This window comes from Streptomyces sp. NPDC054847, assembly GCF_053610925.1.
Window position 1 is genome coordinate 1 of sequence record NZ_JBSGZJ010000055.1, and the last position, 25176, is coordinate 25176.

Genomic DNA, 25176 nt, shown 5'->3' on the forward strand with positions numbered 1-25176 from the left:
CGCACCCCCGCCCCACAAGCGCGGGGGGGGGTTATTGCGCGGCGCGGGGTCGGGGGGGGGGCGCCGCCCGGTTCGGGAAGGGGCGGGGAGGGGAGGAGCCCGCCGCAGGCGCCACCCGCGGCCGTGTCACCCCCGCCGCACGCCCCGCAACGCCACCCCCACCACGACCGCCGTGCCGAGGACAACCACCGCGTCGATCGCCAGCACCACCCGGATGCCCTCGAACAGCGACTCCCGAGTCGTCGCCAGGACGCCCAGCAGCGGGATGCCCACCGTGATGCCCACCTGCTGCGTCGTCGTGACGAGGCCCGTCGCCAGGCCCTGCTCGCCGTCCGGGACGCCGGACGTCACGGTCAGGCCGTAGGAGATGATCGCCCCCAGGTGGCACATGCTCGCCAGCGAGACGCCCACCGTCGCGAGCAGCGCGCCCGACTGGGTGCCGAGGCCCAGCAGCGCGGCGACGAAGAGGCCCTGGCCGGCGAGGGAGAACACCAGGACGCGTGGCGCGCCGAAGCGTCCGATGATCCTCGGGGCGAGCGTGCCTGCCGCCACGGACAGGACACCCTGCACACCGAAGACCAGGCCGGTGACGTAGGCCGGGAGGCCCAGCGTCTCCTGGAGGTACAGCGTGAGGACGAACACGACCGTGCTCATCATCGAGAAGGTGACGAGGCCGCCGAGGTTGCCGAACGCCACCGTCCGCCGGCGCAGCATCGGCAGCGAAACCAGCGGGGCCGGGCTGCGGGTCTCCACGACCGCGAAGGCGGTCAGCAGCGCGACGCCCGCGACGAGCGTGACGATCACGTCCGCGCCGCCGAAGCCGCGGTCGGCCGCCGTGGACAGGGCGTAGATGACGGCGAGGAGACCACCGGTGACGGTGACCGCGCCGGGCACGTCGAGCCTCGGCCGCAGCGGCGTACGGGACTCGGTCAGCACGCGGGGCGCGAGCGGCAGCACGACCAGCGTGAACAGGGCCAGCAGGCCCATGGTCGAGCGCCACCCCAGGGTGTCCGTCATGACCCCGCCGAGGAGCATGCCGACGGTGAAGCCGAGCGACAGCAGCGTGCCGCTGATGCCCAGTGCCCGTTCGCGCTGCGGCCCTTCGGGGAACGTGGTCGTGATCAGCGACATGCCGGTGGGCACGATGACGGCCGCGCCGAGTCCCTGGAGCGCCCGGCCGGCGAGGAACGACGCGGGGTCCCAGGCGAACGTCGCGAGCAGCGACGCCACGCCGAAGACGGCCAGCCCGGTGAGGAACAGCCTGCGCCGGCCGTAGAGGTCGGCGATGCGGCCGAAGAGCAGCAGGAAGCCGCCGGACGGCAGGGCGAACGCGGTGACCGCCCACTGGAGCGAGGACGGGCCGAGCCCGAGGTCCCGGCCCAGTTCGGGCAGGGCGACGTTCAGCACGGAGAAGTCGAGGGCGACCATGAACTGAGCGGCGCACAGCACGAACAGGACGAGCCGTGCCCGCCGGTCGAGCCGGGGAGGCGCCGTGCCCGCGGGGGACGGAAGTGTGGTGTCGGTAGCCATACAAGGGACCCTCCGGCGGTCCGGCCGGCCGTGGGGAGCGGGAACTTATCCTGTTGGCCGCACCACCAGGCATACGGACAGGGGGAGTACGTGGCCACGTCGACGGGGCACGACGCGACGAAGGCGCACCGGCTGCGCGAGTTGCGGGAGTTCTTGATGAGCCGGCGCGCACGCATCACGCCGGCGGAGGCGGGCCTGCCGGACGGCGGCGCCCGCCGCCGTACGCCGGGTCTGCGCCGGGAGGAGGTCGCCGTCCTCGCGGGCGTAGGCGTCTCCTGGTACCAGTGGCTGGAGCAGGGGCGTGACATCACCGTCTCGCCGCAGGTCCTGGACGCGGTGGGCAGGGTGCTCCGGCTGAGCAGCGCCGAGCGCCGCCATCTGTACGTCCTCGCGGGGCTCAACCCGCCGGCGCCCGAGACCGCTCCGGGTGACCGCGACATGTGTGCCGGGCTGCGGCGGCTGATCGACGCGTGGATGCCGTATCCGGCGCACATCATGGACGGTTACTGGAACACCGTGATGTACAACGACGCGGCGGCCGCGGTCCTCGGGATGCGGCCCGGCATCGTGCAGAACTGTCTGATCGCGTACTTCACGGACCCCGTCTACCGTGCCCGCAGCTCCGGTTGGGCACAGAACGCGCCGCAGGTCGTCGCGCAGTTCCGTGCCGCGTGCTCCGAGGGGCCGGACGACGAGGGGTTCCGCACGGTGGTCGCGGAGGCCAAGGCGGCGAGCCCCGAGTTCGCCGAGCTGTGGGAGCGGCGGGACGTGGCGCCCGGCGGGCAGATCCGCAAGGAGATGGAGCATCCGCTGGTGGGCCGACTGGTCGTGGAATCGACGCAGTTGAGGGTGCCGGCCCGGCCGGACCTGGTGATCGTGATGCACACTCCGGTGCCCGACGCGGCGACGGACACGGCGGCGAAGCTCCAGTGGCTGGCGAGCCCCGAGGGCCGTCGCGGCTCGATGTATCCCGTCGCGGGTTGACGCGTGGGCTCCGTGCATCCCGCGGCGGGCCGACTCCGGGGTCGATCTATGCTCTGGGCATGACGCAGAGCTCCGACCTCGGCCCCGAGGACCGCAAGATCATCACGCTGGCGCGCAGCGCCCGGGCCCGTAACGGTGTGCCCGAGGGCGCGGCCGTACGCGACGAGACCGGCCGTACCTACGTCGCCGGAACGGTGGCTCTCGACTCGCTGAAGCTGAGCGCGCTGCAGACCGCCGTGGCCATGGCCGTGGCCAGCGGCGCCAAGTCGCTGGAGGCCGCCGCGGTCGTCTCCGACGCCGACGCCGCCTCCGCCGAGGACCGGGCGGCGGTACGGGACCTGGGCGGCGCGGCGACGCCGGTGCTGCTGGCGGGCCCGGACGGCGAGCTGAAGGCCGCGGTCACCGCGGGCTGAAGTACCCCTGCCCGCGCCCCGTGAGGCGGCCTTCGCGGCCGACCGGGCGGGGCCGGGACGGCCGGGGCGCGGGCGCGCGTGACCGAGGGCCCGTGACATCAGGGACAATGGGCGCCATGAGCGCTCGTACCCAGTCTTCCGAAGCCCCCCATCGGGCCGGCTTCGCCTGCTTCGTCGGCCGCCCCAACGCGGGCAAGTCCACCCTCACGAACGCTCTCGTCGGCCAGAAGGTGGCGATCACCTCCACGCGGCCGCAGACGACCCGGCACACGGTGCGCGGCATCGTGCACCGTCCCGAGGCGCAGCTGATCCTGGTGGACACCCCGGGGCTGCACAAGCCGCGGACCCTGCTCGGTGAGCGGCTGAACGACATCGTGCGCACCACCTGGGCCGAGGTCGACGTGATCGGCTTCTGTCTGCCCGCCGACCAGAAGCTCGGCCCCGGTGACCGGTTCATCGCCAAGGAGCTGGCGGGGATCAAGAAGACCCCGAAGGTCGCCATCATCACCAAGACCGACCTCGTCGACTCCAAGACGCTGGCCGAGCAGCTCATCGCCGTCGACAAGCTCGGCAGGGAGCTCGGCATCGAGTGGGCCGAGATCGTGCCGGTCTCCGCGGTGGGCGACACCCAGGTGCAGCTGGTGGCGGACCTGCTGATCCCCCTGCTGCCGGAGAGCCCCCCGCTCTACCCGGAGGGCGACCTCACGGACGAGCCCGAGCAGGTCATGGTCGCGGAGCTGATCCGCGAGGCCGCACTCGAGGGCGTACGGGACGAACTGCCGCACTCGATCGCGGTGGTCGTCGAGGAGATGCTGCCGCGCGAGGACCGTCCGGCGGACCGCCCGCTGCTGGACATCCACGCCAACGTCTACATCGAGCGCCCCAGCCAGAAGGGCATCATCATCGGCCCGAAGGGCAAGCGCCTGAAGGAGGTCGGCACGAAGTCCCGGAAGCACATCGAGGCGCTGCTCGGTACGCCGGTCTTCCTCGACCTCCACGTGAAGGTGGCGAAGGACTGGCAGCGCGACCCCAAGCAGCTGCGCAAGCTCGGCTTCTGATCGCGGGGCCGGGGGCGAGAGGATCCGCCGGACGGCCCCGTCAGGAACCTTCCTTGAGCACCAGCGAGATCAGCTGCCGCTGGGCGTCGGTCAGCCGGGGGTCGGAGCAGTAGACCGTGCGCCCGTCGACCGTGAGCTGGTAGCTGAACCCGTCGGGGACGCCGATGGGCGGAGTGTCGCGGGCCTCGGACACCGCCTGTGCGGCGAGGGCATGCACGTCGCCGGCATCGGCCCGGTCCGAGGTGTCGACCTCGGCGAGGCGCTCGATCCCGGCGAAGCCTCCTGTACGCCTTACCTGGATACGCATGGTTCCCGTTGTAGTACGGAACGGGGCCGGGCGACAGTCGGGCCGCCCGGCCTCCGGTGATCCGGGCCGTCAGTCCGACGTCTTCACGCCGACCTGTGACCAGGCCTTGAGCACGGCCTCGTGCTCCTCGCCCTCGCCGTAGCGGGCCGCGGCCGCGGCCACCGTCAGGCGGGCGAAGCTGCCGAAGTCGGCGTCCACCGTCAGCTTGCCGCCGGTCAGCACGTCGAACCAGATCTGTCCGGCCCGCTCCCAGGCGCGCCCGCCGAGGCGGTTGGCCAGCAGGTAGAAGGCGTGGTTGGGGATGCCGGAGTTGATGTGGACGCCGCCGTTGTCGCGACCGGTGCGGACGTAGCCCTCCATGGTCGCCGGCTGCGGGTCCTTGCCCAGCACGTCGTCGTCGTACGCGGTCCCCGGCGCCTTCATCGACCGCAGCGCGACGCCCTCGACGCGGGGCGCGAGCAGGCCTGCGCCGATCAGCCAGTCGGCCTCCTCCGCGCTCTGTCCGAGCGTGCGCTGCTTGACCAGGGATCCCAGCACGTCGGACACCGACTCGTTGAGGGCGCCGGGCTGGCCGAAGTAGCTGAGGTTGGCCGTGTACTGGGTCAGGCCGTGCGCCAGTTCGTGGGCGATGACGTCGACCGCGACGGTGAAGTCGAGGAAGATCTCGCCGTCACCGTCGCCGAAGACCATCTGTTCGCCGTTCCAGAAGGCGTTCCCGTACTTCTCGTCGTAGTGGACGGACGCGTCCAGCGGCAGTCCGGCGCCGTCGATGGAGCTGCGTCCGTAGGCGGTGAGCAGTTCGAAGGTGGCGCCGAGGCCCGCGTACGCCCGGTTGACGGTGGCGTCCTTGACGGCCTCCTCACCCTCGCCGCGGGCTCGGATGCCGGGCAGGTCGGTGCCGCCCCGGGCGTCGTAGACGGTCCTGCGCGGCCCGTCGGAAGGGGCTGCGACCGCGCGCGGCGCGGCGCCCAGCACCGTGGTCAGCCGGCGGCCGGTGCGCTGCGCAGCGTCGGCCTGGAGGGTGCGCCGGGCCGGGCCGGACACGGCGGGGTCGTCGGTCCGGGCGAGCTTGTCGAGGATGTGCGGCGGCACGATGCCGCAGAAGACCGGGGTGCGAATGTCCATGAGCGGCAATGTGGCACTGCGTATGTGGCCTGTCACGGAAAGTGAGACCGGTTAGCGAAATGGAGTGATAGGTCATATTTGACCGTTACTGATCGGTCGTCCCGCATACTGGAACGGGTCCCACGCTCCCGCCGAGGCTCGGCTAGTCTGCTGTGCATCATGCGTTTCGGGCTGCTTCTCCTTAGCTGCCGCGGCGAGGGCCTGTAGTCGTAGGCCGACCCCCTCCCCGCGGAGTCTGGTGCTGCTTCGACTCAGTCGGCCCCCTTCCTGCAGGACCCGAGGAGCCCTACGCCATGTCACAGTCGCAGTGGATCGGCCGTCCTACCCCGATCACCAGCACGACGCACACGCAGCAGCCGTCCGGGATGCCGATCCACAAGTACCGCGGGTACGAGTCCGTCGACATCCCCGACCGCACCTGGCCCGAGCAGCGGATCACCAAGGCGCCGCGCTGGCTGTCCACCGATCTGCGCGACGGCAACCAGGCGCTGATCGACCCCATGAGCCCGGCCCGCAAGCGTGAGATGTTCGACCTGCTGGTACGCATGGGCTACAAGGAGATCGAGGTCGGCTTCCCGTCCTCCGGCGAGACCGACTTCAACTTCGTGCGCTCCATCATCGAGGACGGCGCCATCCCCGACGACGTCACCATCTCGGTGCTGACGCAGGCGCGTGAGGACCTGATCGAGCGGACCGTCGAGTCCCTGGTCGGCGCCAAGCGGGCCACGGTGCACCTGTACAACGCGACCGCGCCCACCTTCCGCCGCGTCGTCTTCCGCGGCTCCAAGGACGACATCAAGCAGATCGCCGTCGACGGCACCCGTCTGGTGATGGAGTACGCGGAGAAGCTGCTGGGAGACGAGACCGCCTTCGGCTACCAGTACAGCCCCGAGATCTTCACCGACACCGAGCTGGACTTCGCCCTGGAGGTCTGCGAAGCGGTGTGCGACGTGTGGCAGCCCGGCCCCGGCCGCGAGATCATCCTCAACCTGCCCGCCACCGTGGAGCGTTCGACCCCCTCCACTCACGCCGACCGCTTCGAGTGGATGTCGCGCAACCTGACCCGCCGCGAGTACGTCTGCCTGTCGGTCCACCCGCACAACGACCGCGGCACCGCCGTCGCCGCCGCCGAGCTGGCGATCATGGCGGGCGCGGACCGTATCGAGGGCTGCCTGTTCGGCCAGGGCGAGCGGACCGGCAACGTCGACCTGGTCACCCTGGGCATGAACCTGTTCTCGCAGGGCGTCGACCCGCAGATCGACTTCTCGCAGATCGACGAGATCCGCCGCACCAGCGAGTACTGCAATCAGATGGAGATCCACCCGCGCCACCCGTACGCGGGCGACCTGGTCTACACCGCCTTCTCCGGCTCCCACCAGGACGCCATCAAGAAGGGCTTCGACGCGATGGAGGCCGACGCGGCCGCCGCCGGCAAGAGCGTCGACGACATCGAGTGGGCCGTCCCGTACCTGCCGATCGACCCGAAGGACGTCGGACGCTCGTACGAGGCCGTGATCCGGGTCAACTCGCAGTCCGGCAAGGGCGGTATCGCCTACGTGCTGAAGAACGACCACAAGCTGGACCTGCCGCGCCGGATGCAGATCGAGTTCTCGAAGATCATCCAGGCGAAGACGGACACCGAGGGCGGCGAGGTCACACCGGCCGCGATCTGGTCCGTCTTCCAGGACGAGTACCTGCCGAACCCCGACAATCCGTGGGGGCGCATCCAGATCCGCTCCGGCCAGACCACCACCGACAAGGACGGCGTGGACACCCTGACCGTCGAGGCGGTCGTGGACGGCACGGAGACGGTGCTGAGCGGCACCGGCAACGGTCCGATCTCGGCGTTCTTCGCCGCGCTGAACGGCATCGGCGTCGACGTGCGCCTGCTGGACTACCAGGAGCACACGATGAGCGAGGGCGCGTCCGCGCAGGCCGCCTCCTACATCGAGTGCGCCATCGACGGTCAGGTGCTGTGGGGCATCGGCATCGACGCCAACACCACCCGCGCCTCCCTGAAGGCGGTCGTCTCGGCCGTCAACCGCGCAGCCCGCCGGTAAGCCGGCCCAAGCGTCCCGGTCGCCGGGCCTGCCCTGATCAGGGGCGGGCCCGGCGATTTGCGTCACTGTGCACGCAGTTGTGCCAGGGAGCGGAATCAGCCATGTCGATTCACGCTCCCTCCCGGGTGCTGACGCGACATCATCCATGTGGCTAACATCACGTCAACGCGGCAGCGCTGCCGCAGCTTCATGGAGGTGCGACGTGCTGCCAGCCCGGAGAATGCTCGTCCGAAAACTGCGGGTTTGCGGCATTCACACGTCCTGGACCACCGTGGGGGACGGCGAGTTCTTCTGCCCCGAATGCGGAGGCGACCGCAACTACCGCCGCCGCACCGGCCGCCGCCGCTTCACCGTCCTCGGAGTGCCCCTGCTGCCCCGCGGCCTCGCCGGCCCCGTCGTCGAATGCGCCGCCTGCCACAGCCACTTCGGCATGGACGTCCTCGACCACCCCACCACCGGGCGCTTCTCCGCGATGCTCAGGGACGCGGTCCACACCGTCGCCCTCGCCGTCCTCGCCTCCGGCGGCACTTCCTCCCGCACCGTCCGCGAGACCGCCGTTCAGGCGGTGCGCGCGGCGGGACTCGACGACTGCACGGAGGACCAGCTCACCTCGCTGATCGAGGCCCTCGCCGCCGACACCGGCCGTTACGTCGCCGACGCCGGACCGTACGGCGCGGCGCTCGCCATCGAGCTCCACGAGGCGCTCGAGCCGCTCGCGCCCCACCTCGCCCCCGCCGGACGGGAGTCGATCCTGCTCCAGGGCGCCCGCATCGCCCTCGCGGACGGCCCCTACACCCCCGCCGAGCGCGAGGTCCTCACCACGGTCGGCGCGGCGCTCCAGTTCTGCGACGACGACACCGAGCAGCTCCTGGAGACGGCGGCGCACACCCCGTTCTGACCTGCCGAGCGCGCCCGTGCCGTGCGGCCGCGGCTCCCGGGCCGTATGCCCCGGGTTCGTGCTCCCGCCCTGCTCCCGGTGCCGTACTCCCCGGGGAGTACGGCACCCCACGGGCCACCCTGGGCAGTAGCGCCCATCTCGCCCGCGCGTGCGACGAAACCGCCCCTGCCCGGCGGGAGTCTGGTGGTGCATCCAGCCACCGGACGCCCGTGACGAAGGGGAGACACCCATGGGGCCCGCCGCACCGACCGCGACCGCACCACCGCCCACAAGGCCGACCGCCCGCCGCAAGGCCCTGCCCTGGGCGGTCCTCGTCCTGTGGATCGCAGTCGTCGCCCTCGCCGTCCCCTTCGCGGGGAAGCTCGGCGACGCGCAGCGCGACAACATCGTCGACTACCTCCCCGCGAGCGCCGACTCCACCCAGGTCGCCAAGATCGAACAGGCGCTGCCCGGCGGGGAGTCCACCGAGCTGGTCGTCGTCTACCACCGCGACGGCGGGCTCACCGCCGCGGACCGCGACCACGCGCGGCAGCAGGTGGAGGGGATCACCGGCGCCCACGAGTTCGACGGCGGCGCGCCGCAGGGCATCCCGTCGAAGGACGGCACGACCCTGATGTACCCGCTGTCGACCACCGCACCCGGCACCGACAACGACGCCCGCATCGCGCTCGTCGACGATGTGCGGGAGCGGCTCGGCGCCGATCCGGTCGACGGGCTCGGCGCCGAACTCGGCGGTCCCGGCGCCTTGGCGACCGACATGGAGAAGGTCTTCGAGACCATCGACGGCACGCTCATGGCCGCGACCGTGCTCGTCGTCGCCGTGCTGCTCATCCTCACCTACCGCAGCCCGTTCCTGTGGCTCGTGCCGCTGACCGTCGTCGGCTTCGCGGCCGTCGCGTCCCAGGCCGTCGTCTACGGGCTCATCCAGGGCTTCGACCTCACCGTCACCAGCCAGAGCGCCGCCATCATGACCGTCCTCGTCTTCGGCGCGGGCACCGACTACGCGCTGCTGCTCGTCGCCCGCTACCGGGAGGAACTGCGCCGCGTCGAGCAGCCGTACGACGCGATGGTCGCCGCTCTGCGCGGCTGCGGTCCCGCCGTTCTCGCCTCCTCCGGCACGGTCGCCGCCGGGCTGCTGTGCCTGCTCGCCGCCGACCTCAACAGCGCCAGCGGACTCGGTCCGGTCGGCGCGGTCGGTGTCGTGTGCTCCCTCGCCGCGATGCTCACCCTGCTGCCCGCGGTCCTCGTGCTCCTCGGCCGCCGGGTGTTCTGGCCGCTGGTGCCCGCCTACGGTTCGGAGCCGAAGCAACGCCGTTCGCTGTTCGCCGCGATGGGCAGCTCCGCCGGCCGCCGGCCGGGCACGGTCCTCGTGTCCGGGGCGCTGCTGCTCGGAGCGCTGGCGCTCGGCGTGTTCAACCTGCCGGGCAACCTCGCACAGGAGGACACCTTCACCGAGCAGCCGGAGTCCGTGTCCGCGATGAAGGTCCTCGAGGAGGCGTACCCGGACCGGAGCAGCCAGCCGATCAGCATCGTGGCCCCCACCGACAGGGCGGATCAGGCGTTGGCACAGGCCCGCAGCACCGAAGGCGTCGCCGCGGCGGAGGCCGGCCGTTCCGGAGGTGGCTGGACGGAGATCACCGTCTTCGCCAAGGACGCACCCGAGAGCGCGGGCGAGACCGCCACCATCGAGGCCCTGAGGGCGGGGCTCGACGGCAGCCACGTCGGCGGGCCCAGCGCCCAGCAGCTGGACCTGGCCGACACCAACGCCCGTGACCAGAAGGTCGTCATCCCGCTCGTCCTCGGCGCGGTCCTGCTGATCCTCGTGGTCCTGCTCCGCAGCCTCGTCGCGCCCTTGATCCTCACCGCGGCCGTCGTCGCCGTATGGGGGGCCGTGATGGGCCTCGGCGGACTGCTCTTCGAGCCGGTCTTCGGGTTCGACGGGCTCGACCCGAGCATGCCGCTGCTGTCGTTCGTCTTCCTCGTCGCCCTCGGGGTCGACTACGGCATATTCCTGATGCACCGGATGCGTGAGGAGTCCCTGTCGGGCGCCGAGCCCGAGACGGCGGCACTCACCGCCCTCCGCACGACCGGCGGGGTGATCGCCTCCGCGGGAATCGTGCTCGCGGCGACGTTCACCGTCCTGATGAACCTCCCGCTGGTGCCGCTCTTCGAGATGGGCTTCCTGGTGGCGGTCGGCGTCCTGCTGGACACCTTCCTCGTCCGCACGTATCTGGTGACCTCGGCGAGCCTGCTGCTGGGACGGCGCGTGTGGTGGCCGGGACCGCTGAGCCGGCCGGAGCCGGCGGTCGAGCCGGCGCCTGAGCAGGCGAAGCGGGCGGCGCGCGAGCCGCAGCCGGCGGGCGACAACCGGTAGCCCCGCGGGGCATGTTCCCCACTCCACCCCTTCCGTGACCGGGGCCCCGACCCTGGTCACGGCGCGGGGTGGGGAAAGCGCAACTCCTGGACCAGGATGGACCCGTGCCGCACCCACCCCGCCCCCGCCTCGGCGAGCGTGTGCTGAACGCCGTCAGCCGCGACCCCCTCACCGTCCCCGAACGCACCCGCAACGACGCCTTCATCGCCGCGGCCATCGGCGTCCTGTCCCTCGCGCTCGCGCTCCTCGTCGACGACGGCCGCAGGCCGGACGCCCTGGGCTGGGCGCTCCTCGTGGGGAGTGTCGTGCCGCTCGTGTGGCGGCGGTCGCATCCCGGCCTCGTGCTGGCCGCCGTACTGCTGTGCGTCGGGCCGTACCACGCGCTGGACAACACCCATGCCGCGCCGGTACCCGCCTCCCTGATCGCCCTCTACACCGTGGCCGTCACCGGGCGGCCGCTGTACACCTTCTTCGTCGGCTGTCTGGTCCTCGGCGTCAGCCTGTCCGTGATGTTCAACGTCGGCACGCACGAGGGTCTGGAGGCCCTGCGCACCTCGGGCTGGATCCTCGCCGTGCTCGTCCTGGGCGTCGACGTACGCACCTACCGCCACTACATCGCCTCCGTCGTGGGCCGCGCCGAACGGGCGGAGCGCACCCGCGAGGAGGAGGCCGCTCGCCGGGTCGCGGAGGAGCGGCTGCGGATCGCCCGCGATCTGCACGACCTGCTCGCGCACTCCATCACCCTCATCGGCGTGCAGACGTCCGTCGCCTCCCACGTCCTCAGCGTCGACCCGGACCGGCTGGACCGGGCCGCGATCGCCAAGGCGCTCGACGACATCGCAGAGACATGCCGGACCGCGCGCGGTGAACTGCGCACCACGCTGGAGGTCCTGCGCACCGACGGCCCCGACTGTGACGGCCCGCTGCCGGACCTGGCGGCGCTCCCGGACCTGGTGCGGACGGCGGGCGCCGAACTCACCTTGCGTACCGGGGAGTCGGCGATGCCGCCCGCCGTGGAGGCGGCCGCGTACCGGATCGTGCAGGAGTCGCTGACGAACGCGGTGCGGCACGGCGGACCGGGGGTACGTATCGCGGTGACAGTGGTCCGGGACGAGGACGCCCTGCGGGTCCACGTCACCGACGACGGGACCGCGGAGCCTGCGGTGTCCGGCGCCGGCTTCGGCATCCTGGGGATGCGGGAGCGGGCCCGCAGCGTCGGCGGCACGCTGGCGGCCGGCCCGCGCGGCGAAGCAGCCGGTTTCGAGGTCGCCGCGATCCTGCCCCTTCAGCCCACGGAGGCCACCGCATGAGCCCGACGAACCCGATCCGCGTCCTGCTCGCCGACGACCAGACACTGGTGCGAGCGGCCTTCGCGATGCTCGTCGAGTCGGCCCGCGACATGGAGGTCGTCGCCCAGGCAGGCACGGGCGCGGAGGCGGTCGAACTGGCCCGCAGCGAACGGGCCGACCTCGTGGTCATGGACATCCGCATGCCCGAACTCGACGGCATCGAGGCCACCCGGCTGATCGCGGCGGACGACGATCTCGCGGGCGTCAAGGTGCTCGTCCTGACCACGTACGACACCGACGAGCACATCATGGAGGCGCTGCGCGCGGGCGCGTCGGGCTTCCTGGTGAAGGACACCAGGCCGGCGGATCTGCTGGCGGCGATCCGGACGGTCGCGGCCGGCGACTCGCTGCTCTCCCCGGGGCCGACGTCCCGCCTGATCGCCCGTGTCCTGAGCGCCCCGAAGGTCCCCGCGCCGAACGGCGCGGGCGGCCCGGACGTACTCACGGACCGCGAGCGCCAGGTCCTGACGCTGGTGGCCCGGGGCCTGAACAACACGGAGATCGCCGAGGCGCTGGGCCTGAGCCCGCTGACGGCCAAGACCCATGTCAGCCGCATCATGAGCAAACTGTGCGCGCGTGACCGGGCCCAACTGGTGATCGTGGCCTACGAGTCGGGGCTGGTGACCCCGGGCGAGGGATGAGCGGACGCCGCTGGTTCAGGGCGCGATGCCGCCGGTAGCAGGTACGCACCCGGCCCTGGTCCTGCGACATCGCGATGCGTGGCCGGAATCAGTGCCTTGTCGGTCCAGGGCCGTCCCCCAACAATGCGCATGACAAGTCGGAGTTCGCTCCGGCATCACCCGTCGCATTGAGGGGACCCCCACATGAACAAGCCTCTCGCCGGCGCGCTGCTCGCGTTCGCTCTCCTCGGAGCGGGCGCGGCACCCGCCGTCGCCGCCGAAGCGGACGTCTCCGCCAAGGCGGTGGACTTCGCCGGAACGGTCGCGCTCAGCAACTGCTCCGGTTCCGTGGTCCGTACGGCCGCCGCGCAGCCGAACGACCCCGCGCTCGTCATGTCCAACGGCCACTGCCTGGAGACCGGCTTCCCCGCCCCCGGCCAGGTCGTGGTCGACCGCGCGTCCTCCCGCAGCTTCGGCCTGCTCAACTCCGCCGGGACGCGCGTCGCCACCCTGCGGGCGAGCAAGATCGCCTACGGGACGATGACCGACACCGACGTCTCGCTGTATCAGCTCACCAGCACCTACGGCCAGATCGAGTCCCGCTACGGCATCAAGGCGCTGGAGCTGAGCGCTGCGCGTCCGGCGCAGGGCACGGACATCAAGGTCGTCTCCGGGTACTGGAAGCGGATCTACAGCTGCGCCGTCGACGGATTCGCCTACCTTCTCAAGGAAGGCTCGTGGACCTGGAAGGACTCGGTCCGCTACACCTCGAGCTGCGACACCATCGGCGGCACCTCCGGCTCGCCCGTCGTCGACACCGCCACCGGCAAGGTCGTCGCCGTCAACAACACCGGCAACGAGAGCGGCGGCCGCTGCACGGACAACAATCCCTGCGAGGTCGACGAGAACGGCGGCGTCACCGTCCGGGAAGGCATCAACTACGCACAGCAGACCTACACCCTGGCCGCCTGCATAGGCCCCGGCAGCCGCGTCGACCTGAACCGCCCCGGCTGCACGGTGCCGAAGCCGTAGCGCCGCCCGGCGCCGAGCCGAACCGGAGCGGCCGGCCAGGAGGCGGGCCGGAGCGTCCGGGAACGCGCGAGGGCCCGGCGGCGTGATGCCACCGGGCCCTGACGTGTCGTGCCGTGTTACGCGCCGCTCGCCCTGAGCATGTCCTCACGCTCGACGATCTTCACGCGCTCGCGTCCCTGCGGCTCGCCCAGCGCCTTCTCCGCGGCGTCGAGCCTGTACCAGCCCTCCCACGTCGTCCAGCGGACGTCGCGGGAGGCGAGGAACGCCTCGACGGCCTCCGGCTCCGGCGACGCCGGGGTCTGGAGGCGGCCGTTCGCGTAGTCGTCCAGCAGGCTGGCGACCGTCTCGTTCGCGTCGCCCTTGGTGTGGCCGATGAGGCCGACCGGGCCGCGCCGGATCCAGCCCGTGACGTACGTCGAGTCCAGGTGCTCGCCGGACTCCTCGATCACCCGGCCGCCCTCGTCCGGGACCGTGCCCGACGCCACGTCCCAGGGGAGCTTCGGCAGCTCGTCGGAGAGGTAGCCCACGGCCCGGTAGACCGCCGTGACGTCCCAGTCCTTGAACTCGCCCGTGCCCTTCACGTTCCCCGTGCCGTCGAGCGCGGTGCGCTCGGTGCGCAGGCCCACGACCTTGCCGTCCTCGCCGAGGATCTCGGCAGGCGACTCGAAGAAGTGCAGGAACAGCTTGTGCGGCCGGTCGCCGGTGTCGCGGATCGCCCAGTTCTCCAGGGTCTTCGCGACCATGTCGGCCTGCTTGTTGCCGCGGCGGGTCTCGATCGAGCCGGCGTCGTAGTCGATGTCCTCGGGGTCGACGATGACCTCGATGTTGGGGGAGTGGTCCAGCTCGCGGAGCTCCATCGGGCTGAACTTGGCCTGCGCCGGGCCGCGACGTCCGAAGACATGGACCTCGAGCGCCTTGTTGGCCTTGAGGCCGTCGTAGACGTTCGGCGGGATCTCGGTCGGCAGCAGCTCGTCCGCCGTCTTCGCCAGGATGCGCGCCACGTCGAGCGCGACGTTGCCGACACCGAGCACGGCGACCTTCTCGGCCTCCAGCGACCAGGTGCGCGGCCAGTCCGGGTGCCCGTCGTACCAGGACACGAAGTCGGCGGCGCCGTAGGAGCCCTCCAGCTCGATCCCGGGTATGTCGAGCGCCCGGTCGGCGGTCGCGCCGGTGGAGAAGATCACCGCGTCGTAGTAGGTGCGGAGGTCGTCGAGGCTCAGGTCGTTGCCGTAGTCGACGTTGCCGAAGAGGCGGATCTGCGGCTTGTCGAGCACCTGGTGCAGGGCCGTGATGATGCCCTTGATCCGCGGGTGGTCGGGGGCGACGCCGTAACGGATCAGGCCGAAAGGCGCGGGCATACGCTCGAAGAGGTCGATGGACACGCCGGGGTCGGCGGCAGCCACCTCGGACTTCAGCAGCGCATCGGCGGCGTAGATCCCGGCGGGGCCGGCTCCGACGATGGCTACCCGCAGGGGGCGGGGCATGACAGGTTCCCTTCGAGCGGCGACAACTGGCTCGTCGGTAACCCTAAACAAAGGCAAGCCTAAGTCAGTACTCGGCCCTGGCCTATGACCTCATAAGGCGGGCTTATGGCCACTCAAAGGCCGCCTTGATGCCGGGGTGGGCCGGTGGTGGGTGGCGCCGGCGGACTGCCGTCCGCGCTCGTGCGTCGCCCGCCTTCCGTCACGGCGGGAGGATTACCCTGCGATCGGCGGTATCGCGTCGTTCCGTCGCACCGGATCCAACGGGGGCCGGCGCGCCGCCTGTTCGAATGGGCCGGTGTATCCGCCGAATGCGAACATGCGCCCGCCCGACTCCTCCGGGGTGCGTTTCCCCCGCTTTCCGCCGCACTTCCGGTTACGGGCCGGTGAATTCCTGTGTGCGCTTGCCGTGGGGCTTTGGCCATGGGTCAACACCCGTGCCGAGCTGCCCAGTTGTAGCGGACACACTCTTGATCAGAGTACTCGCGGAGCGTCACCTTCGTAATGCGATTCGTGAAGCCCACCATGGAAGGGAAATCATGTCGGGCAGCGACTCGAGACGAAAAGGGCCGGCGTCACCATGTGGCGTGCGGGGCAGAGGCGGAGGATGCCGTGAACACATTGCGCGTGGCTCTGAAACGGTCCGGGACCACACTCCCCTCATCACGCACCTCATGGCGTACGGCGCACGTTCCCGACGTCCGGGACGTTCCCCGGCCGCTCGCGGACCGCAGCGGCACGCTCCGACCGGTCGGCGCCGCGCTGCCCAGGGACGGGGGCCATACGCCATGACCGTGCCCATCGGTACGTACCTCGTCGACACCAGGACCGGCCGCGTGGGCCGGTTCATGGGCGAGGCGGGCCCGTGGCTGAGCCTCAGACCGGTCGGCGGCGGCCGCGAGTGGGAGTGTTCACCGGACCATGTGCGCCCCGCGACGGCCGCCGAACGGATCAGCGCGACGACGGCGTACGTGAACGCCCGCAGCCGCGGCGAGGTGACCTGAGAGGGCCGCCGCCCGGCGGGACCCGAGAGCGCCGCGGCGAGGTGACCCGAGAACGGGCGGCCGCGGCGAGGTGACCTGGGGAGGGGCGGTCGCCGGCCGTCACGGAGGCGGCGGCCGGGGATCAGTAGTAGCCCTTCTCGCCGTCCAGCAGCTCGCGGATCGTGTCGAGATGACCGGCGTGCCGTGCTGTCTCCTCCACCATGTGGATCAGCATCCAGCGGAGCGACGCCGCGGCGGAGCGGAAGTCCGGATGCCGGCCTGTCTCGTCGAAGTCGTGGGCCGCGATGATCTCGTCGGAGATCGCGCACTGCTGGGTGTACTCGTCCAGCAACCGCGCGAGAGGGACGCCCTCGACCCGCATGTCGGCGTCCTCGGGGTCCTCCGAGAACTGGGGACCATCGGCCGGACGGCCGAGGAACAGGACCTCGAACCAGGTCTGCTCGGTCCACCGCAGATGGGAGACGATGCCTGCCACAGTCATGAGCGGAGAGGCCGGGAGGACCGCCCGGTGGGCGTCCTCCTCCGAGAGGCCCTCGCACTTGTAGTGGATGATCGCGCGCTGCATCTGGAACCAGCCGGTCAGCTGCGTCCGCTCGTCCGCGCTGAAAGGGGGCCGGGTACGGGAAGTCGCCATGGCCGTGGACGCTAGCGCGGCGGCGCGGCCCGCCGCACCGGCATTTCGGCCGCCACGGCGCGGGAAGCACGTTCCGGATCGGTGAACCAGTGACCGGGCCCCGCCGCCGGTACGGGAGAATGGGGGCATGAGCCTGTTCCGTGATGACGGTGTCGTCCTGCGCACCCAGAAGCTGGGTGAGGCCGACCGCATCATCACCCTGCTCACGCGCGGTCACGGCCGGGTACGCGCGGTCGCCCGCGGGGTGCGGCGTACCAAGTCCAAGTTCGGAGCGAGGCTCGAGCCGTTCTCCCACGTCGACGTGCAGTTCTTCGCCCGCGGCAGCGAGCTGGTGGGGCGCGGGCTGCCGCTGTGCACCCAGTCGGAGACCATCGCCCCCTACGGCGGCGGCATCGTCACCGACTACGCCCGGTACACCGCCGGCACCGCCATGCTGGAGACCGCCGAACGCTTCACCGACCACGAGGGCGAGCCGGCGGTCCAGCAGTATCTGCTGCTGGTCGGCGGACTGCGCAGCCTCTCCCGGGGCGAGCACGCGCCGCACCTGGTGCTCGACGCGTTCCTGCTGCGGTCACTCGCCGTCAATGGCTACGCGCCCAGCTTCGACGACTGCGCGCGCTGCGGGCTGCCGGGCCCCAACCGGTTCTTCTCCGTCGCGGCGGGCGGCGTCATATGCGGCGACTGCCGGGTGCCCGGCAGCGTCGTACCCTCTGCGGAGGCCATCGGGCTGCTCAGCGCGCTGCTGACCGGCGACTGGCCGGCCGCGGAGGCGTGCGAGGCGCGCCATGTCAGGGAGGGCAGCGGACTGGTGTCCGCCTATCTGCACTGGCACCTGGAGCGCGGCCTGCGCTCCCTGAGGTACGTAGAGAAATAGGAGATGTGAGCCGCATGGCACGACGCGGAATCCTGGGCCGGTCCCGCCGCGAGTACAAGGTCCCCGAGCCGCACCCGTCCGGCGCCCGCCCGCCCAAGATCCCGGCGGAGCTGGTGCCGAACCATGTGGCGTGCGTCATGGACGGCAACGGCCGCTGGGCCAAGGAGCGCGGCCTGCCCCGCACCGAGGGGCACAAGGTCGGCGAGGGCGTCGTGCTCGATGTGCTCAAGGGTTGCCTGGAGATGGGCGTCAAGAACCTCTCCCTGTACGCCTTCTCCACGGAGAACTGGAAGCGTTCGCCCGACGAGGTGCGCTTCCTCATGAATTTCAACCGGGACGTCATCCGCCGCCGCCGCGACGAGATGGACGAGCTCGGCATCCGCATCCGCTGGGTCGGCCGGATGCCGAAGATGTGGAAGTCCGTCGTCCAGGAGCTCCAGGTCGCCCAGGAGCAGACCGTCGGCAACGACGCGATGACGCTGTACTTCTGCGTCAACTACGGCGGCCGGGCCGAGGTGGCCGACGCGGCGCAGGCCATCGCGCGCGACGTCGCGGCGGGCAGGCTCGACCCGGGCAAGGTCAACGAGAAGACGTTCGCGAAGTACCTGTACTACCCGGACATGCCGGACGTCGATCTGTTCCTGCGCCCCAGCGGCGAGCAGCGCATCTCGAACTACCTGATCTGGCAGTCGAGTTACGCCGAGATGGTGTTCCAGGACGTGCTGTGGCCGGACTTCGACCGCCGTGATCTGTGGCGCGCCTGCCTCGAGTACGCGCAGCGCGACCGCCGCTTCGGTGGCGCGATCCCGAACGAGGAGCTCGAGGCGATGCGGGGACGCCCCGACAGCCCGGCTTCCTGATCCGAGGGGCTCTACGGCGCGGTGCGGCCGGGGCCTTCGTACGCCGGCCGCTACGGGCTGGGCGTACGCACCCGGCCCCGCGCTGCCGTGTCCGGCCCGGCCGCTACGATCACAGCTCGTCGCCGGACCGGGGAGGGGCCATGGCCGAGGTGGAGCGACCGTACGCGGGACAGACGGTGGAACTGGTCTACGAGCCGGTCGTCCGTGACATGGTCTCCGCCCTGCGGGCCCGGACGCGAGCCACGCCCGCCGGCCGCCGCGTCCGGCGTCTGCTGCTCTTCGCCGGCGTGCTGTGCGTCGTCTGCTTCGGGTTCCTCGTGCTGGTGAACGCGATGACCTGGCGGCTTTGGCTCATGCTGGGCGCGGGCGTTCTCGCGTTCGCCTGCCTGTACCTGCTGCCGTGGATGCAGGGACGCCAGCTGCACCGGATGGCGGCCCGGCAGGGCGAGTTCCGGGCCGTCGTCGACGACAGCGGCATCCGGCTGACCACCCGAGACGCCGACGCCACCACCAACTGGGCGGTGTACTCGCGTTACGCGGAGACCGACGACGTGTTCGTCCTCCTCACCGGCGACAAGCACGGCGTCGGAGTCATGGTGCTGCCCAAGCGGGGCGCGACCGAACCGGCCGGCACGGAGCGGCTGAGGGCACTGCTCGAAAGGCACCTGGAGAAGGCATGACCGTGCGCGGCTGCGGCAGCGCCGCGCTCTTCGCGCTCGCCGCGCTCCTGGCCTGGTTCAGCTTCGGCGTCACGGTCGAGATGGAGACCTTCGCGGGGCTGCGTCCCAACGACGCGGGCGTCGCCCTCTTCTTCGCCGTGCTCGCGGCCGGAGCGGCCCTGGGGGGCCTCGGCCTCGCGGGACGCCGCTCCGTGCTCGCTCTCGTGGCCACCGTGTGCCTGGCCGCGGCGCTCCTGTGGCGGCTCCACACGATCACGCCGGCCCTCCACTGCTGGGACCACAACACCGTCGGCCGCAACGACGACGGGTCCTACGACTGCTTCGACCTCTGACCCGACGCACGACGGTGGCCCGCACCCCCGGACGAACCGGGCGTGCGGGCCACCGTGACAGGGCTCAGACGGCCTTCGCCGCGCATTCCGCGCAGGTGCCGAAGATCTCCACCGTGTGCGCCACGTTCACAAAGCCGTGCTGGGCGGCGATCGCCTCCGCCCACTGCTCCACCGCCGGACCCTCGACCTCCACGGCCTTGCCGCACATACGGCACACCAGGTGGTGATGGTGGTCGTCGGTCGAGCAGCGCCGGTAGACCGACTCGCCCTCACTGGTACGCAGCACATCGACCTCGCCGGCGTCGGCGAGCGACTGCAGCGTGCGGTAGACCGTCGTCAGGCCCACCGAGTCGCCGCGGTGCTTGAGCATGTCGTGCAGCTCCTGCGCGCTGCGGAACTCGTCGACCTCGTCGAGCGCCGCCGCCACCGCGGCCCGCTGCCGGGTCGACCGGCCTCGCACCGGGGCGGTGTTCCCGCCGGTTGGCGCCGTGGTCACAGGTGCCTCCTCGCTTCGCCCGCACACATGTCGGGCCATTCTGCCAGGCCCGCGGTCAAGCTGGTGCGGGCCCGTTCCGTGCTCAGACCTTGACGTCGTCGCCCGGACGCCGGCCGGCCGGCATCGGGGCCGTGCAGGCCTCCTCGTTCGCTCCGCCGTTCTCCAGTGCCTTCGCCCGCCGCCGCGCCAGGGGCGCGGCCAGGGCGGTCAGCACCACGAACACGGCGATGGCGAGCATCACAATCGTCGCGCCGGGGGGCACCTCGTGGAAGTAGGAGGTGGTGGTTCCGGCCAGGGCGACCACCACACCGATGGCGACCGCCAGCGCGTACGTCGTCCTGAAGGACCGCGAGATCTGCTGGGCGGCCGCCACCGGCACCACCATCAGCGCGCTGACCAGCAGCAGGCCGACCACGCGCATGGCGACGCTGACGGTGACCGCCGCGGTCACGGCGATCAGCAGGTTCAGTGCCCGCACCGGAAGACCGGTGACGCGGGCGAACTCCTCGTCCTGGCTGACCGCGAACAACTGCCGGCGCAGTCCCAGTGACACCAGCACCACGAAGGCCGCGAGCAGCAGGATCGCCATGACGTCCGAGTCGGAGACCGTGGAGAGCGAGCCGAAGAGGTACGAGGTCAGATTGGCCGTGGAGCCGCTGTCGGACAGTTCGATCAGCAGGACACCGCCCGCCATGCCGCCGTAGAAGAGCATCGCCAGCGCGATGTCGCCCCGGGTGCGGCCGTAGATGCGGATGAGCTCCATCAGGACGGCACCGAGGACGGAGACCAGCGTCGCCATCCAGATGGGGTTGGCCGACATCAGGAAGCCCAGGCCGACACCGGTCATCGCGACATGGCCGATTCCGTCGCCCATCAGGGCCTGCCGGCGCTGCACCAGATAGATGCCGACGGCCGGGGCGGTGATGCCCACCAGCAGCGCCGCGAGCAGCGCCCGCTGCATGAACGGGGATTGCAGCATTTCCAGGATCATGTCAGCAGTCCAGTGCGGAGCGGCTCGTCGGCCGCGTGCGGATGTACGTGGTCGTGGCCGGGCAGGGCGTGCTGCCCGACGGCCTCCGGCGGCGGCCCGTCGTGGACGACGCAGCCGTCGCGCAGCACCACGGCGCGGTCGATCAGCGGCTCCAGCGGACCGAGCTCGTGCAGCACCAGCAGCACCGTCGTACCGGCGGCGACCTGCTCGCGGAGCGTGGCCGCCAGCACTTCCTGGCTGGCCAGGTCCACGCCCGCCATCGGCTCGTCCATGATCAGCAGCTCGGGCTCGGCCGAGAGCGCCCGCGCGATCAGCACCCGCTGGTGCTGGCCGCCGGACAGCGCGCTCACGGAGTCCTTGGCCCGGTCGGCCAGTCCGACGAGCTCGATGGCGTGCTGCACGGCCGCCTTGTCGGCGCGCGAGGGCAGGCCGAAGCGGGCGCGCGACAGCCGGCCGGAGGCGACGACCTCGCGAACGGTGGCGGGCACCCCGCTCGCGGCGGTGGTGCGCTGCGGCACGTAGCCCACCCGAGACCACTGCCGGAAGCGGCGCAGCTCGGTGCCGAACAGGTCTATCCGGCCGTCGGTGAGCGGCACCTGACCGATCACGGAACGCACGGCGGTCGACTTCCCGGAGCCGTTGGCGCCGAGCAGGGCGACGACCTCACCGGAGCGCACCGTGAGATCGATGCCGCGCAGCACGGGCCTGGAGCCGAGCGTCACCCGGGCTCCGTGGACGGAAATGACCGGCTCGCTGCTCATGGGGGGCCGCCTCTCCTGGTGGGATCGCGTCACTTCGCGCCGAGGGCCTTCTGCAGCGCGGCGAGGTTGGAGCGCATGACCTCGATGTAGTCATCGCCCTTGGACCTGTCGGTGATTCCCTCGAGCGGATCGAGGACGTCCGTCCTGAGTCCGGTGTCGGAGGCGAGGGTCTTGGCCGTCCTGTCGCTGGCGAGCGTCTCGAAGAAGACGGTGGTGACCTTGTCCTTCTTCGCGATGCCCTGGAGCTCCTTGATCCGGGCCGGGCTGGGCTCGGACTCCGGGTCGACGCCCGCGATGCCCTCCTGCTCCAGGCCGTAGCGCTCGGCGAGGTACCCGAAGGCGGAGTGGGTGGTGATGAACGTCTTGGTGGACGAGTTCTTCAGACCCTGCTCGAAGTCGGTGTGCAGGGCGGTGAGCTTCGCGACCAGCGCGTCCGTGTTCTTCCGGTAGTCCGCTGCGTGGTCGGGGTCGGCCTTCTCCATCTGGGCGCCGACACCCTTGGCGACCTCGGCGTACTTCACCGGGTCGAGCCAGATGTGCGGATCGCCGCCGGCCTCGTCCTGGTGCTCCTCGTGGCCGCCCTCTGCGGCGTGCTCCTCGTGCTCCGCCTCGGTCTCGCCCTCGTGGCCTTCCTCGTGACCGTGGTCATGGCCGCCGGCGGTGTCGAAGTGCTCGAGCTGCGTGAGCGTCGCGGCGTCCACCTTGTACTTCACGCCGGACTGCTCGATGGCCTTGTCGACGGCGGGCTGGACGCCCTTGAGGTAGAGGATCAGACCCGAGTCGTTCAGCTCGGCGGTCTGGCGGGGCTTGAGCTCGAGGTCGTGCGGCTCCACACCCGGCTTGGTGAGCGGGGTGACGGAGACGTTGGCGCCACCGATCTGCTCGGCGAGATACTGCATGGGATAGAACGACGCGGACACCTTCAGCCGCCCGTCGCCGTCGACGCCCGCCGCGTCGGACGTGGAGCAGGCGGACAGGGCCAGGAGGCCGAGCGTGACTGCTCCGGCGGTGGCGGCGGTGGGTATGAGGCGTCGTACGTTCATGACACTCATTTTCAACAAAATCGGAAACGATTGTCAATAAACCCTGGGGTTGCCTCCGTCACCGCACCGATTTGATCCGGGGGGTGCGGCCGCCGGTAACCTGAGTCATTCTCCGTTCGTCGTCGTCGTAATGAAGAGAGCACCGTGGCCGCCGACAAGATCGATACGATCGTCAACCTGAGCAAGCGCCGTGGCTTTGTCTACCCCTGCAGCGAGATCTACGGCGGTCAGAAGGCCGCCTGGGACTACGGACCGCTGGGTGTCGAGCTCAAGGAGAACATCAAGCGCCAGTGGTGGCGCTACATGGTCACCTCGCGCGAGGACGTCGTCGGCATCGACTCGTCGGTGATCCTGGCCACCGAGGTCTGGGAGGCCTCCGGTCACGTCGCCACCTTCACCGACCCGCTCACCGAGTGCACCTCCTGCCACAAGCGTTACCGCGCGGACCACCTGGAGGAGGCGTACGAGGAGAAGCACGGCCGCCTCCCCGAGAACGGCCTCGCCGACCTCAACTGCCCCAACTGCGGCAACAAGGGCACCTTCACCGAGCCGAAGCAGTTCTCCGGCCTGCTCTCCACGCACCTCGGCCCGACCCAGGACAGCGGCTCCATCGCGTACCTGCGTCCCGAGACCGCCCAGGGCATCTTCACCAACTTCGGCCAGGTGCTGCAGACCTCGCGCAAGAAGCCGCCGTTCGGCATCGCGCAGATGGGCAAGTCCTTCCGGAACGAGATCACTCCGGGCAACTTCATCTTCCGCACCCGCGAGTTCGAGCAGATGGAGATGGAGTTCTTCGTCAAGCCGGGCGAGGACGAGACGTGGCACGAGTACTGGATGGAGCAGCGCTGGAACTGGTACCGCGACCTGGGCCTGCGTGAGGAGAACATGCGCTGGTTCGAGCACCCGCAGGAGAAGCTCTCCCACTACTCCAAGCGCACCGCCGACATCGAGTACCGCTTCCAGTTCGGCGGCAGCGAGTGGGGCGAGCTCGAGGGTGTCGCCAACCGCACCGACTACGACCTGAAGGCGCACTCCAAGGCGTCCGGCAACGACCTGCTCTACTTCGACCAGGACGCGCAGGAGCGCTGGACCCCGTATGTCATCGAGCCCGCCGCGGGTGTCGGCCGCGCCATGCTCGCGTTCCTCCTCGACGCCTACAACGAGGACGAGGCCCCCAACGCCAAGGGCGTCATGGAGAAGCGCACCGTGATGCGCCTCGACCACCGCCTCGCACCGGTCAAGGTCGCCGTGCTGCCGCTGTCCCGCAACGCGCAGCTCTCCCCGAAGGCCAAGGGCCTCGCGGCGGACCTGCGGCAGAACTGGAACATCGAGTTCGACGACGCCGGCGCCATCGGCCGCCGCTACCGCCGCCAGGACGAGATCGGCACCCCGTTCTGCGTCACCGTCGACTTCGACACCCTCGACGACAACGCGGTGACCGTGCGCGAGCGCGACACGATGAAGCAGGAGCGTGTCTCCCTCGACCAGATCCAGGGCTACCTGGGCAGCCGACTGCTGGGCTGCTGACCGCCCGACGCGTTCGAAGCCCCCGGTTCCGGGTAACGGAACCGGGGGCTTCGTGCACACTGGGCCCCCACGCGTACCCGGAAGCGGGCCAGGCACAGGAGGCGCACCACATGCCGTCCATGACCACCAGCAAGGTCCAGAGATGGGACCAGCACGGACGCGTACACGTCGTACGGGTCGAAAAGGCGGGCATCCAGCGGCAGTTGATCTGTGGCACCTGCGACTGGCGCAAGAACGCGCAGTTCCTGCCGTGGCTCAAGGCCGAGGAGCATCTCGCGGAGGCCCATCAGGCGACCGTCGACCCGTCCGCGACCGGCGGCTGAGACGGGCGGCGCTTTTTCGTGTGATGTGCCCGAAAACCGGATGACCTCGCCCCGCGCGGCAGGGTACCGTCATCGGCATGTCTTCGTTCTTCCAGATCTACGAGTGAGAGGGCGGCGGTCGTACCGCCTCCGTCCGACGTTTCCCGAGTCACTTCTCACCATGAATGGGAGAACCCCATGGCCAAGAGCCGCAACAACCTTCTCGGCGTAGGCGGACAGCGCAAGAAGCTGTCCCGCGCCGACCAGCAGGCGGGCGGCCCCGCCCGCAACGCCGACCGCAAGGCCGCCGAGGACCACAAGCAGGAGCTGGTGCGCAAGATGCGTGAGCGCGCCCAGGCCGCACAGGCGGACGGCGAGCCGCAGACGGACGCGGCCCCGCAGGGGGAGCAGGCCTGACCGACGGAGGGGCCCGGACCGCAC

The 25176-nt window shown here is 70.8% G+C and carries 26 protein-coding genes; 17 read left to right on the forward strand and 9 right to left on the reverse strand.

The window, feature by feature from the left end; genetic code table 11:
• Window positions 1-126: 126 nt before the first annotated feature.
• Window positions 127-1530: an MFS transporter gene (locus ACWGH4_RS09285; RefSeq protein ID WP_453457777.1), complete on the reverse strand. Its 1404-nt coding sequence runs from the start codon at window positions 1528-1530 to the stop codon at window positions 127-129.
• Window positions 1531-1620: 90 nt separating this feature from the next.
• On the opposite strand from ACWGH4_RS09285, the gene ACWGH4_RS09290 reads away from it, so the two are divergent.
• From ACWGH4_RS09290 to era, 3 genes are all read left to right on the forward strand, one after another.
• The gene (locus ACWGH4_RS09290; protein WP_453457780.1) at window positions 1621-2514 is read left to right on the forward strand and encodes a helix-turn-helix transcriptional regulator; all 894 of its coding nucleotides are present in this window, start codon (window positions 1621-1623) and stop codon (window positions 2512-2514) included.
• Window positions 2515-2573: 59 nt separating this feature from the next.
• Window positions 2574-2927 carry a cytidine deaminase gene (locus ACWGH4_RS09295; protein ID WP_441262926.1) on the forward strand — a complete coding sequence of 118 codons (354 nt, stop codon included), beginning with the start codon at window positions 2574-2576 and terminating at the stop codon, window positions 2925-2927.
• A 116-nt stretch (window positions 2928-3043) separates the two neighbouring features.
• Window positions 3044-3985, forward strand: coding sequence for a GTPase Era (gene era, locus ACWGH4_RS09300; protein ID WP_441262925.1), 942 nt, complete (start codon window positions 3044-3046; stop codon window positions 3983-3985).
• 40 nt (window positions 3986-4025) lie between these two features.
• Here era and ACWGH4_RS09305 read toward each other — a convergent pair whose 3' ends face one another.
• Window positions 4026-4292 carry a protealysin inhibitor emfourin gene (locus ACWGH4_RS09305; RefSeq protein ID WP_005317886.1) on the reverse strand — a complete coding sequence of 89 codons (267 nt, stop codon included), beginning with the start codon at window positions 4290-4292 and terminating at the stop codon, window positions 4026-4028.
• 69 nt (window positions 4293-4361) lie between these two features.
• Complete coding sequence (locus ACWGH4_RS09310; RefSeq protein ID WP_453457784.1) at window positions 4362-5417, reverse strand: M4 family metallopeptidase; 1056 nt, start codon at window positions 5415-5417, stop codon at window positions 4362-4364.
• Between the two features lie 293 nt (window positions 5418-5710).
• On the opposite strand from ACWGH4_RS09310, the gene leuA reads away from it, so the two are divergent.
• The 6 genes from leuA (at window position 5711) to ACWGH4_RS09340 (ending at window position 13750) form a co-directional block, all read left to right on the forward strand.
• Entirely contained in the window at window positions 5711-7477 is a 1767-nt protein-coding gene (leuA, locus tag ACWGH4_RS09315; protein WP_441262923.1) for a 2-isopropylmalate synthase, read from the forward strand.
• 220 nt (window positions 7478-7697) lie between these two features.
• Window positions 7698-8375, forward strand: a complete 678-nt coding sequence (locus tag ACWGH4_RS09320) for a TerB family tellurite resistance protein (RefSeq protein WP_441263167.1) — start codon at window positions 7698-7700, stop codon at window positions 8373-8375.
• A 229-nt stretch (window positions 8376-8604) separates the two neighbouring features.
• On the forward strand, window positions 8605-10749 hold the full coding sequence (locus ACWGH4_RS09325; protein WP_453457787.1) for an MMPL family transporter: 2145 nt from the start codon (window positions 8605-8607) through the stop codon (window positions 10747-10749).
• A 104-nt stretch (window positions 10750-10853) separates the two neighbouring features.
• Window positions 10854-12059, forward strand: coding sequence for a sensor histidine kinase (locus ACWGH4_RS09330; protein ID WP_453457790.1), 1206 nt, complete (start codon window positions 10854-10856; stop codon window positions 12057-12059).
• Window positions 12056-12739, forward strand: coding sequence for a response regulator transcription factor (locus tag ACWGH4_RS09335; RefSeq protein WP_453457793.1), 684 nt, complete (start codon window positions 12056-12058; stop codon window positions 12737-12739). Before ACWGH4_RS09330 ends, ACWGH4_RS09335 begins: the two co-directional genes overlap by 4 nt.
• A gap of 183 nt (window positions 12740-12922) precedes the next feature.
• The gene (locus ACWGH4_RS09340; RefSeq protein WP_453457796.1) at window positions 12923-13750 is read left to right on the forward strand and encodes a S1 family peptidase; all 828 of its coding nucleotides are present in this window, start codon (window positions 12923-12925) and stop codon (window positions 13748-13750) included.
• Window positions 13751-13866: 116 nt separating this feature from the next.
• Here the strand turns inward: ACWGH4_RS09340 and ACWGH4_RS09345 are convergent, their stop codons facing one another.
• Complete coding sequence (locus ACWGH4_RS09345; RefSeq protein WP_453457799.1) at window positions 13867-15234, reverse strand: FAD-dependent oxidoreductase; 1368 nt, start codon at window positions 15232-15234, stop codon at window positions 13867-13869.
• A 785-nt stretch (window positions 15235-16019) separates the two neighbouring features.
• On the opposite strand from ACWGH4_RS09345, the gene ACWGH4_RS09350 reads away from it, so the two are divergent.
• Complete coding sequence (locus ACWGH4_RS09350) at window positions 16020-16235, forward strand: hypothetical protein (RefSeq protein WP_159692189.1); 216 nt, start codon at window positions 16020-16022, stop codon at window positions 16233-16235.
• A 121-nt stretch (window positions 16236-16356) separates the two neighbouring features.
• On the opposite strand, the gene ACWGH4_RS09355 is transcribed toward ACWGH4_RS09350, so the two are convergent.
• Window positions 16357-16869, reverse strand: a complete 513-nt coding sequence (locus ACWGH4_RS09355) for a DinB family protein (RefSeq protein ID WP_453457803.1) — start codon at window positions 16867-16869, stop codon at window positions 16357-16359.
• Between the two features lie 127 nt (window positions 16870-16996).
• Here ACWGH4_RS09355 and recO point away from each other — a divergent pair, with 127 nt between their 5' ends.
• The 4 genes from recO (at window position 16997) to ACWGH4_RS09375 (ending at window position 19615) form a co-directional block, all read left to right on the forward strand.
• On the forward strand, window positions 16997-17743 hold the full coding sequence (recO, locus tag ACWGH4_RS09360; RefSeq protein ID WP_159692193.1) for a DNA repair protein RecO: 747 nt from the start codon (window positions 16997-16999) through the stop codon (window positions 17741-17743).
• A gap of 14 nt (window positions 17744-17757) precedes the next feature.
• On the forward strand, window positions 17758-18603 hold the full coding sequence (locus ACWGH4_RS09365) for an isoprenyl transferase (protein ID WP_441262915.1): 846 nt from the start codon (window positions 17758-17760) through the stop codon (window positions 18601-18603).
• A gap of 140 nt (window positions 18604-18743) precedes the next feature.
• Window positions 18744-19283, forward strand: coding sequence for a YcxB family protein (locus tag ACWGH4_RS09370; RefSeq protein WP_453457808.1), 540 nt, complete (start codon window positions 18744-18746; stop codon window positions 19281-19283).
• A complete protein-coding gene (locus ACWGH4_RS09375) occupies window positions 19280-19615 on the forward strand; it encodes a hypothetical protein (protein ID WP_453457811.1) in 336 nt (111 codons plus the stop codon). The genes ACWGH4_RS09370 and ACWGH4_RS09375 overlap by 4 nt, the downstream gene beginning before the upstream one ends.
• A 64-nt stretch (window positions 19616-19679) precedes the next feature.
• Here the strand turns inward: ACWGH4_RS09375 and ACWGH4_RS09380 are convergent, their stop codons facing one another.
• The 4 genes from ACWGH4_RS09380 to ACWGH4_RS09395 all read right to left on the reverse strand — a co-directional run bounded on the left by ACWGH4_RS09380 (window position 19680) and on the right by ACWGH4_RS09395 (window position 22906).
• On the reverse strand, window positions 19680-20111 hold the full coding sequence (locus ACWGH4_RS09380) for a Fur family transcriptional regulator (protein WP_159692197.1): 432 nt from the start codon (window positions 20109-20111) through the stop codon (window positions 19680-19682).
• 82 nt (window positions 20112-20193) lie between these two features.
• A complete protein-coding gene (locus ACWGH4_RS09385; RefSeq protein ID WP_441262912.1) occupies window positions 20194-21102 on the reverse strand; it encodes an iron chelate uptake ABC transporter family permease subunit in 909 nt (302 codons plus the stop codon).
• Window positions 21099-21863 (reverse strand): metal ABC transporter ATP-binding protein, encoded by a 765-nt coding sequence (locus ACWGH4_RS09390; protein ID WP_453457816.1) that lies wholly within the window; start codon window positions 21861-21863, stop codon window positions 21099-21101. Before ACWGH4_RS09390 ends, ACWGH4_RS09385 begins: the two co-directional genes overlap by 4 nt.
• A gap of 29 nt (window positions 21864-21892) precedes the next feature.
• Window positions 21893-22906 carry a metal ABC transporter solute-binding protein, Zn/Mn family gene (locus tag ACWGH4_RS09395; protein WP_441262910.1) on the reverse strand — a complete coding sequence of 338 codons (1014 nt, stop codon included), beginning with the start codon at window positions 22904-22906 and terminating at the stop codon, window positions 21893-21895.
• A gap of 144 nt (window positions 22907-23050) precedes the next feature.
• On the opposite strand from ACWGH4_RS09395, the gene ACWGH4_RS09400 reads away from it, so the two are divergent.
• The 3 genes from ACWGH4_RS09400 to ACWGH4_RS09410 all read left to right on the forward strand — a co-directional run bounded on the left by ACWGH4_RS09400 (window position 23051) and on the right by ACWGH4_RS09410 (window position 25152).
• Window positions 23051-24433, forward strand: coding sequence for a glycine--tRNA ligase (locus ACWGH4_RS09400; RefSeq protein ID WP_441262909.1), 1383 nt, complete (start codon window positions 23051-23053; stop codon window positions 24431-24433).
• 110 nt (window positions 24434-24543) lie between these two features.
• Window positions 24544-24756, forward strand: coding sequence for a hypothetical protein (locus ACWGH4_RS09405; RefSeq protein ID WP_453457820.1), 213 nt, complete (start codon window positions 24544-24546; stop codon window positions 24754-24756).
• Between the two features lie 177 nt (window positions 24757-24933).
• Window positions 24934-25152 carry a DUF6243 family protein gene (locus ACWGH4_RS09410; protein WP_453457822.1) on the forward strand — a complete coding sequence of 73 codons (219 nt, stop codon included), beginning with the start codon at window positions 24934-24936 and terminating at the stop codon, window positions 25150-25152.
• Window positions 25153-25176 lie beyond the last annotated feature (24 nt).

What these genes read in the sequence shown, in the direction of transcription:
- ACWGH4_RS09285 (WP_453457777.1), bottom strand. Translation starts at nt 1,530, where the DNA reads ATGGCTACCGACACCACACTTCCGTCCCCCGCGGGCACGGCGCCTCCC.
- ACWGH4_RS09295 (WP_441262926.1), top strand. Translation starts at nt 2,574, where the DNA reads ATGACGCAGAGCTCCGACCTCGGCCCCGAGGACCGCAAGATCATCACG.
- era (WP_441262925.1), top strand. Translation starts at nt 3,044, where the DNA reads ATGAGCGCTCGTACCCAGTCTTCCGAAGCCCCCCATCGGGCCGGCTTC.
- ACWGH4_RS09305 (WP_005317886.1), bottom strand. Translation starts at nt 4,292, where the DNA reads ATGCGTATCCAGGTAAGGCGTACAGGAGGCTTCGCCGGGATCGAGCGC.
- ACWGH4_RS09310 (WP_453457784.1), bottom strand. Translation starts at nt 5,417, where the DNA reads ATGGACATTCGCACCCCGGTCTTCTGCGGCATCGTGCCGCCGCACATC.
- leuA (WP_441262923.1), top strand. Translation starts at nt 5,711, where the DNA reads ATGTCACAGTCGCAGTGGATCGGCCGTCCTACCCCGATCACCAGCACG.
- ACWGH4_RS09320 (WP_441263167.1), top strand. Translation starts at nt 7,698, where the DNA reads ATGCTCGTCCGAAAACTGCGGGTTTGCGGCATTCACACGTCCTGGACC.
- ACWGH4_RS09325 (WP_453457787.1), top strand. Translation starts at nt 8,605, where the DNA reads ATGGGGCCCGCCGCACCGACCGCGACCGCACCACCGCCCACAAGGCCG.
- ACWGH4_RS09335 (WP_453457793.1), top strand. Translation starts at nt 12,056, where the DNA reads ATGAGCCCGACGAACCCGATCCGCGTCCTGCTCGCCGACGACCAGACA.
- ACWGH4_RS09340 (WP_453457796.1), top strand. Translation starts at nt 12,923, where the DNA reads ATGAACAAGCCTCTCGCCGGCGCGCTGCTCGCGTTCGCTCTCCTCGGA.
- ACWGH4_RS09345 (WP_453457799.1), bottom strand. Translation starts at nt 15,234, where the DNA reads ATGCCCCGCCCCCTGCGGGTAGCCATCGTCGGAGCCGGCCCCGCCGGG.
- ACWGH4_RS09350 (WP_159692189.1), top strand. Translation starts at nt 16,020, where the DNA reads ATGACCGTGCCCATCGGTACGTACCTCGTCGACACCAGGACCGGCCGC.
- ACWGH4_RS09355 (WP_453457803.1), bottom strand. Translation starts at nt 16,869, where the DNA reads ATGGCGACTTCCCGTACCCGGCCCCCTTTCAGCGCGGACGAGCGGACG.
- recO (WP_159692193.1), top strand. Translation starts at nt 16,997, where the DNA reads ATGAGCCTGTTCCGTGATGACGGTGTCGTCCTGCGCACCCAGAAGCTG.
- ACWGH4_RS09365 (WP_441262915.1), top strand. Translation starts at nt 17,758, where the DNA reads ATGGCACGACGCGGAATCCTGGGCCGGTCCCGCCGCGAGTACAAGGTC.
- ACWGH4_RS09370 (WP_453457808.1), top strand. Translation starts at nt 18,744, where the DNA reads ATGGCCGAGGTGGAGCGACCGTACGCGGGACAGACGGTGGAACTGGTC.
- ACWGH4_RS09375 (WP_453457811.1), top strand. Translation starts at nt 19,280, where the DNA reads ATGACCGTGCGCGGCTGCGGCAGCGCCGCGCTCTTCGCGCTCGCCGCG.
- ACWGH4_RS09385 (WP_441262912.1), bottom strand. Translation starts at nt 21,102, where the DNA reads ATGATCCTGGAAATGCTGCAATCCCCGTTCATGCAGCGGGCGCTGCTC.
- ACWGH4_RS09390 (WP_453457816.1), bottom strand. Translation starts at nt 21,863, where the DNA reads ATGAGCAGCGAGCCGGTCATTTCCGTCCACGGAGCCCGGGTGACGCTC.
- ACWGH4_RS09395 (WP_441262910.1), bottom strand. Translation starts at nt 22,906, where the DNA reads ATGAACGTACGACGCCTCATACCCACCGCCGCCACCGCCGGAGCAGTC.
- ACWGH4_RS09405 (WP_453457820.1), top strand. Translation starts at nt 24,544, where the DNA reads ATGCCGTCCATGACCACCAGCAAGGTCCAGAGATGGGACCAGCACGGA.
- ACWGH4_RS09410 (WP_453457822.1), top strand. Translation starts at nt 24,934, where the DNA reads ATGGCCAAGAGCCGCAACAACCTTCTCGGCGTAGGCGGACAGCGCAAG.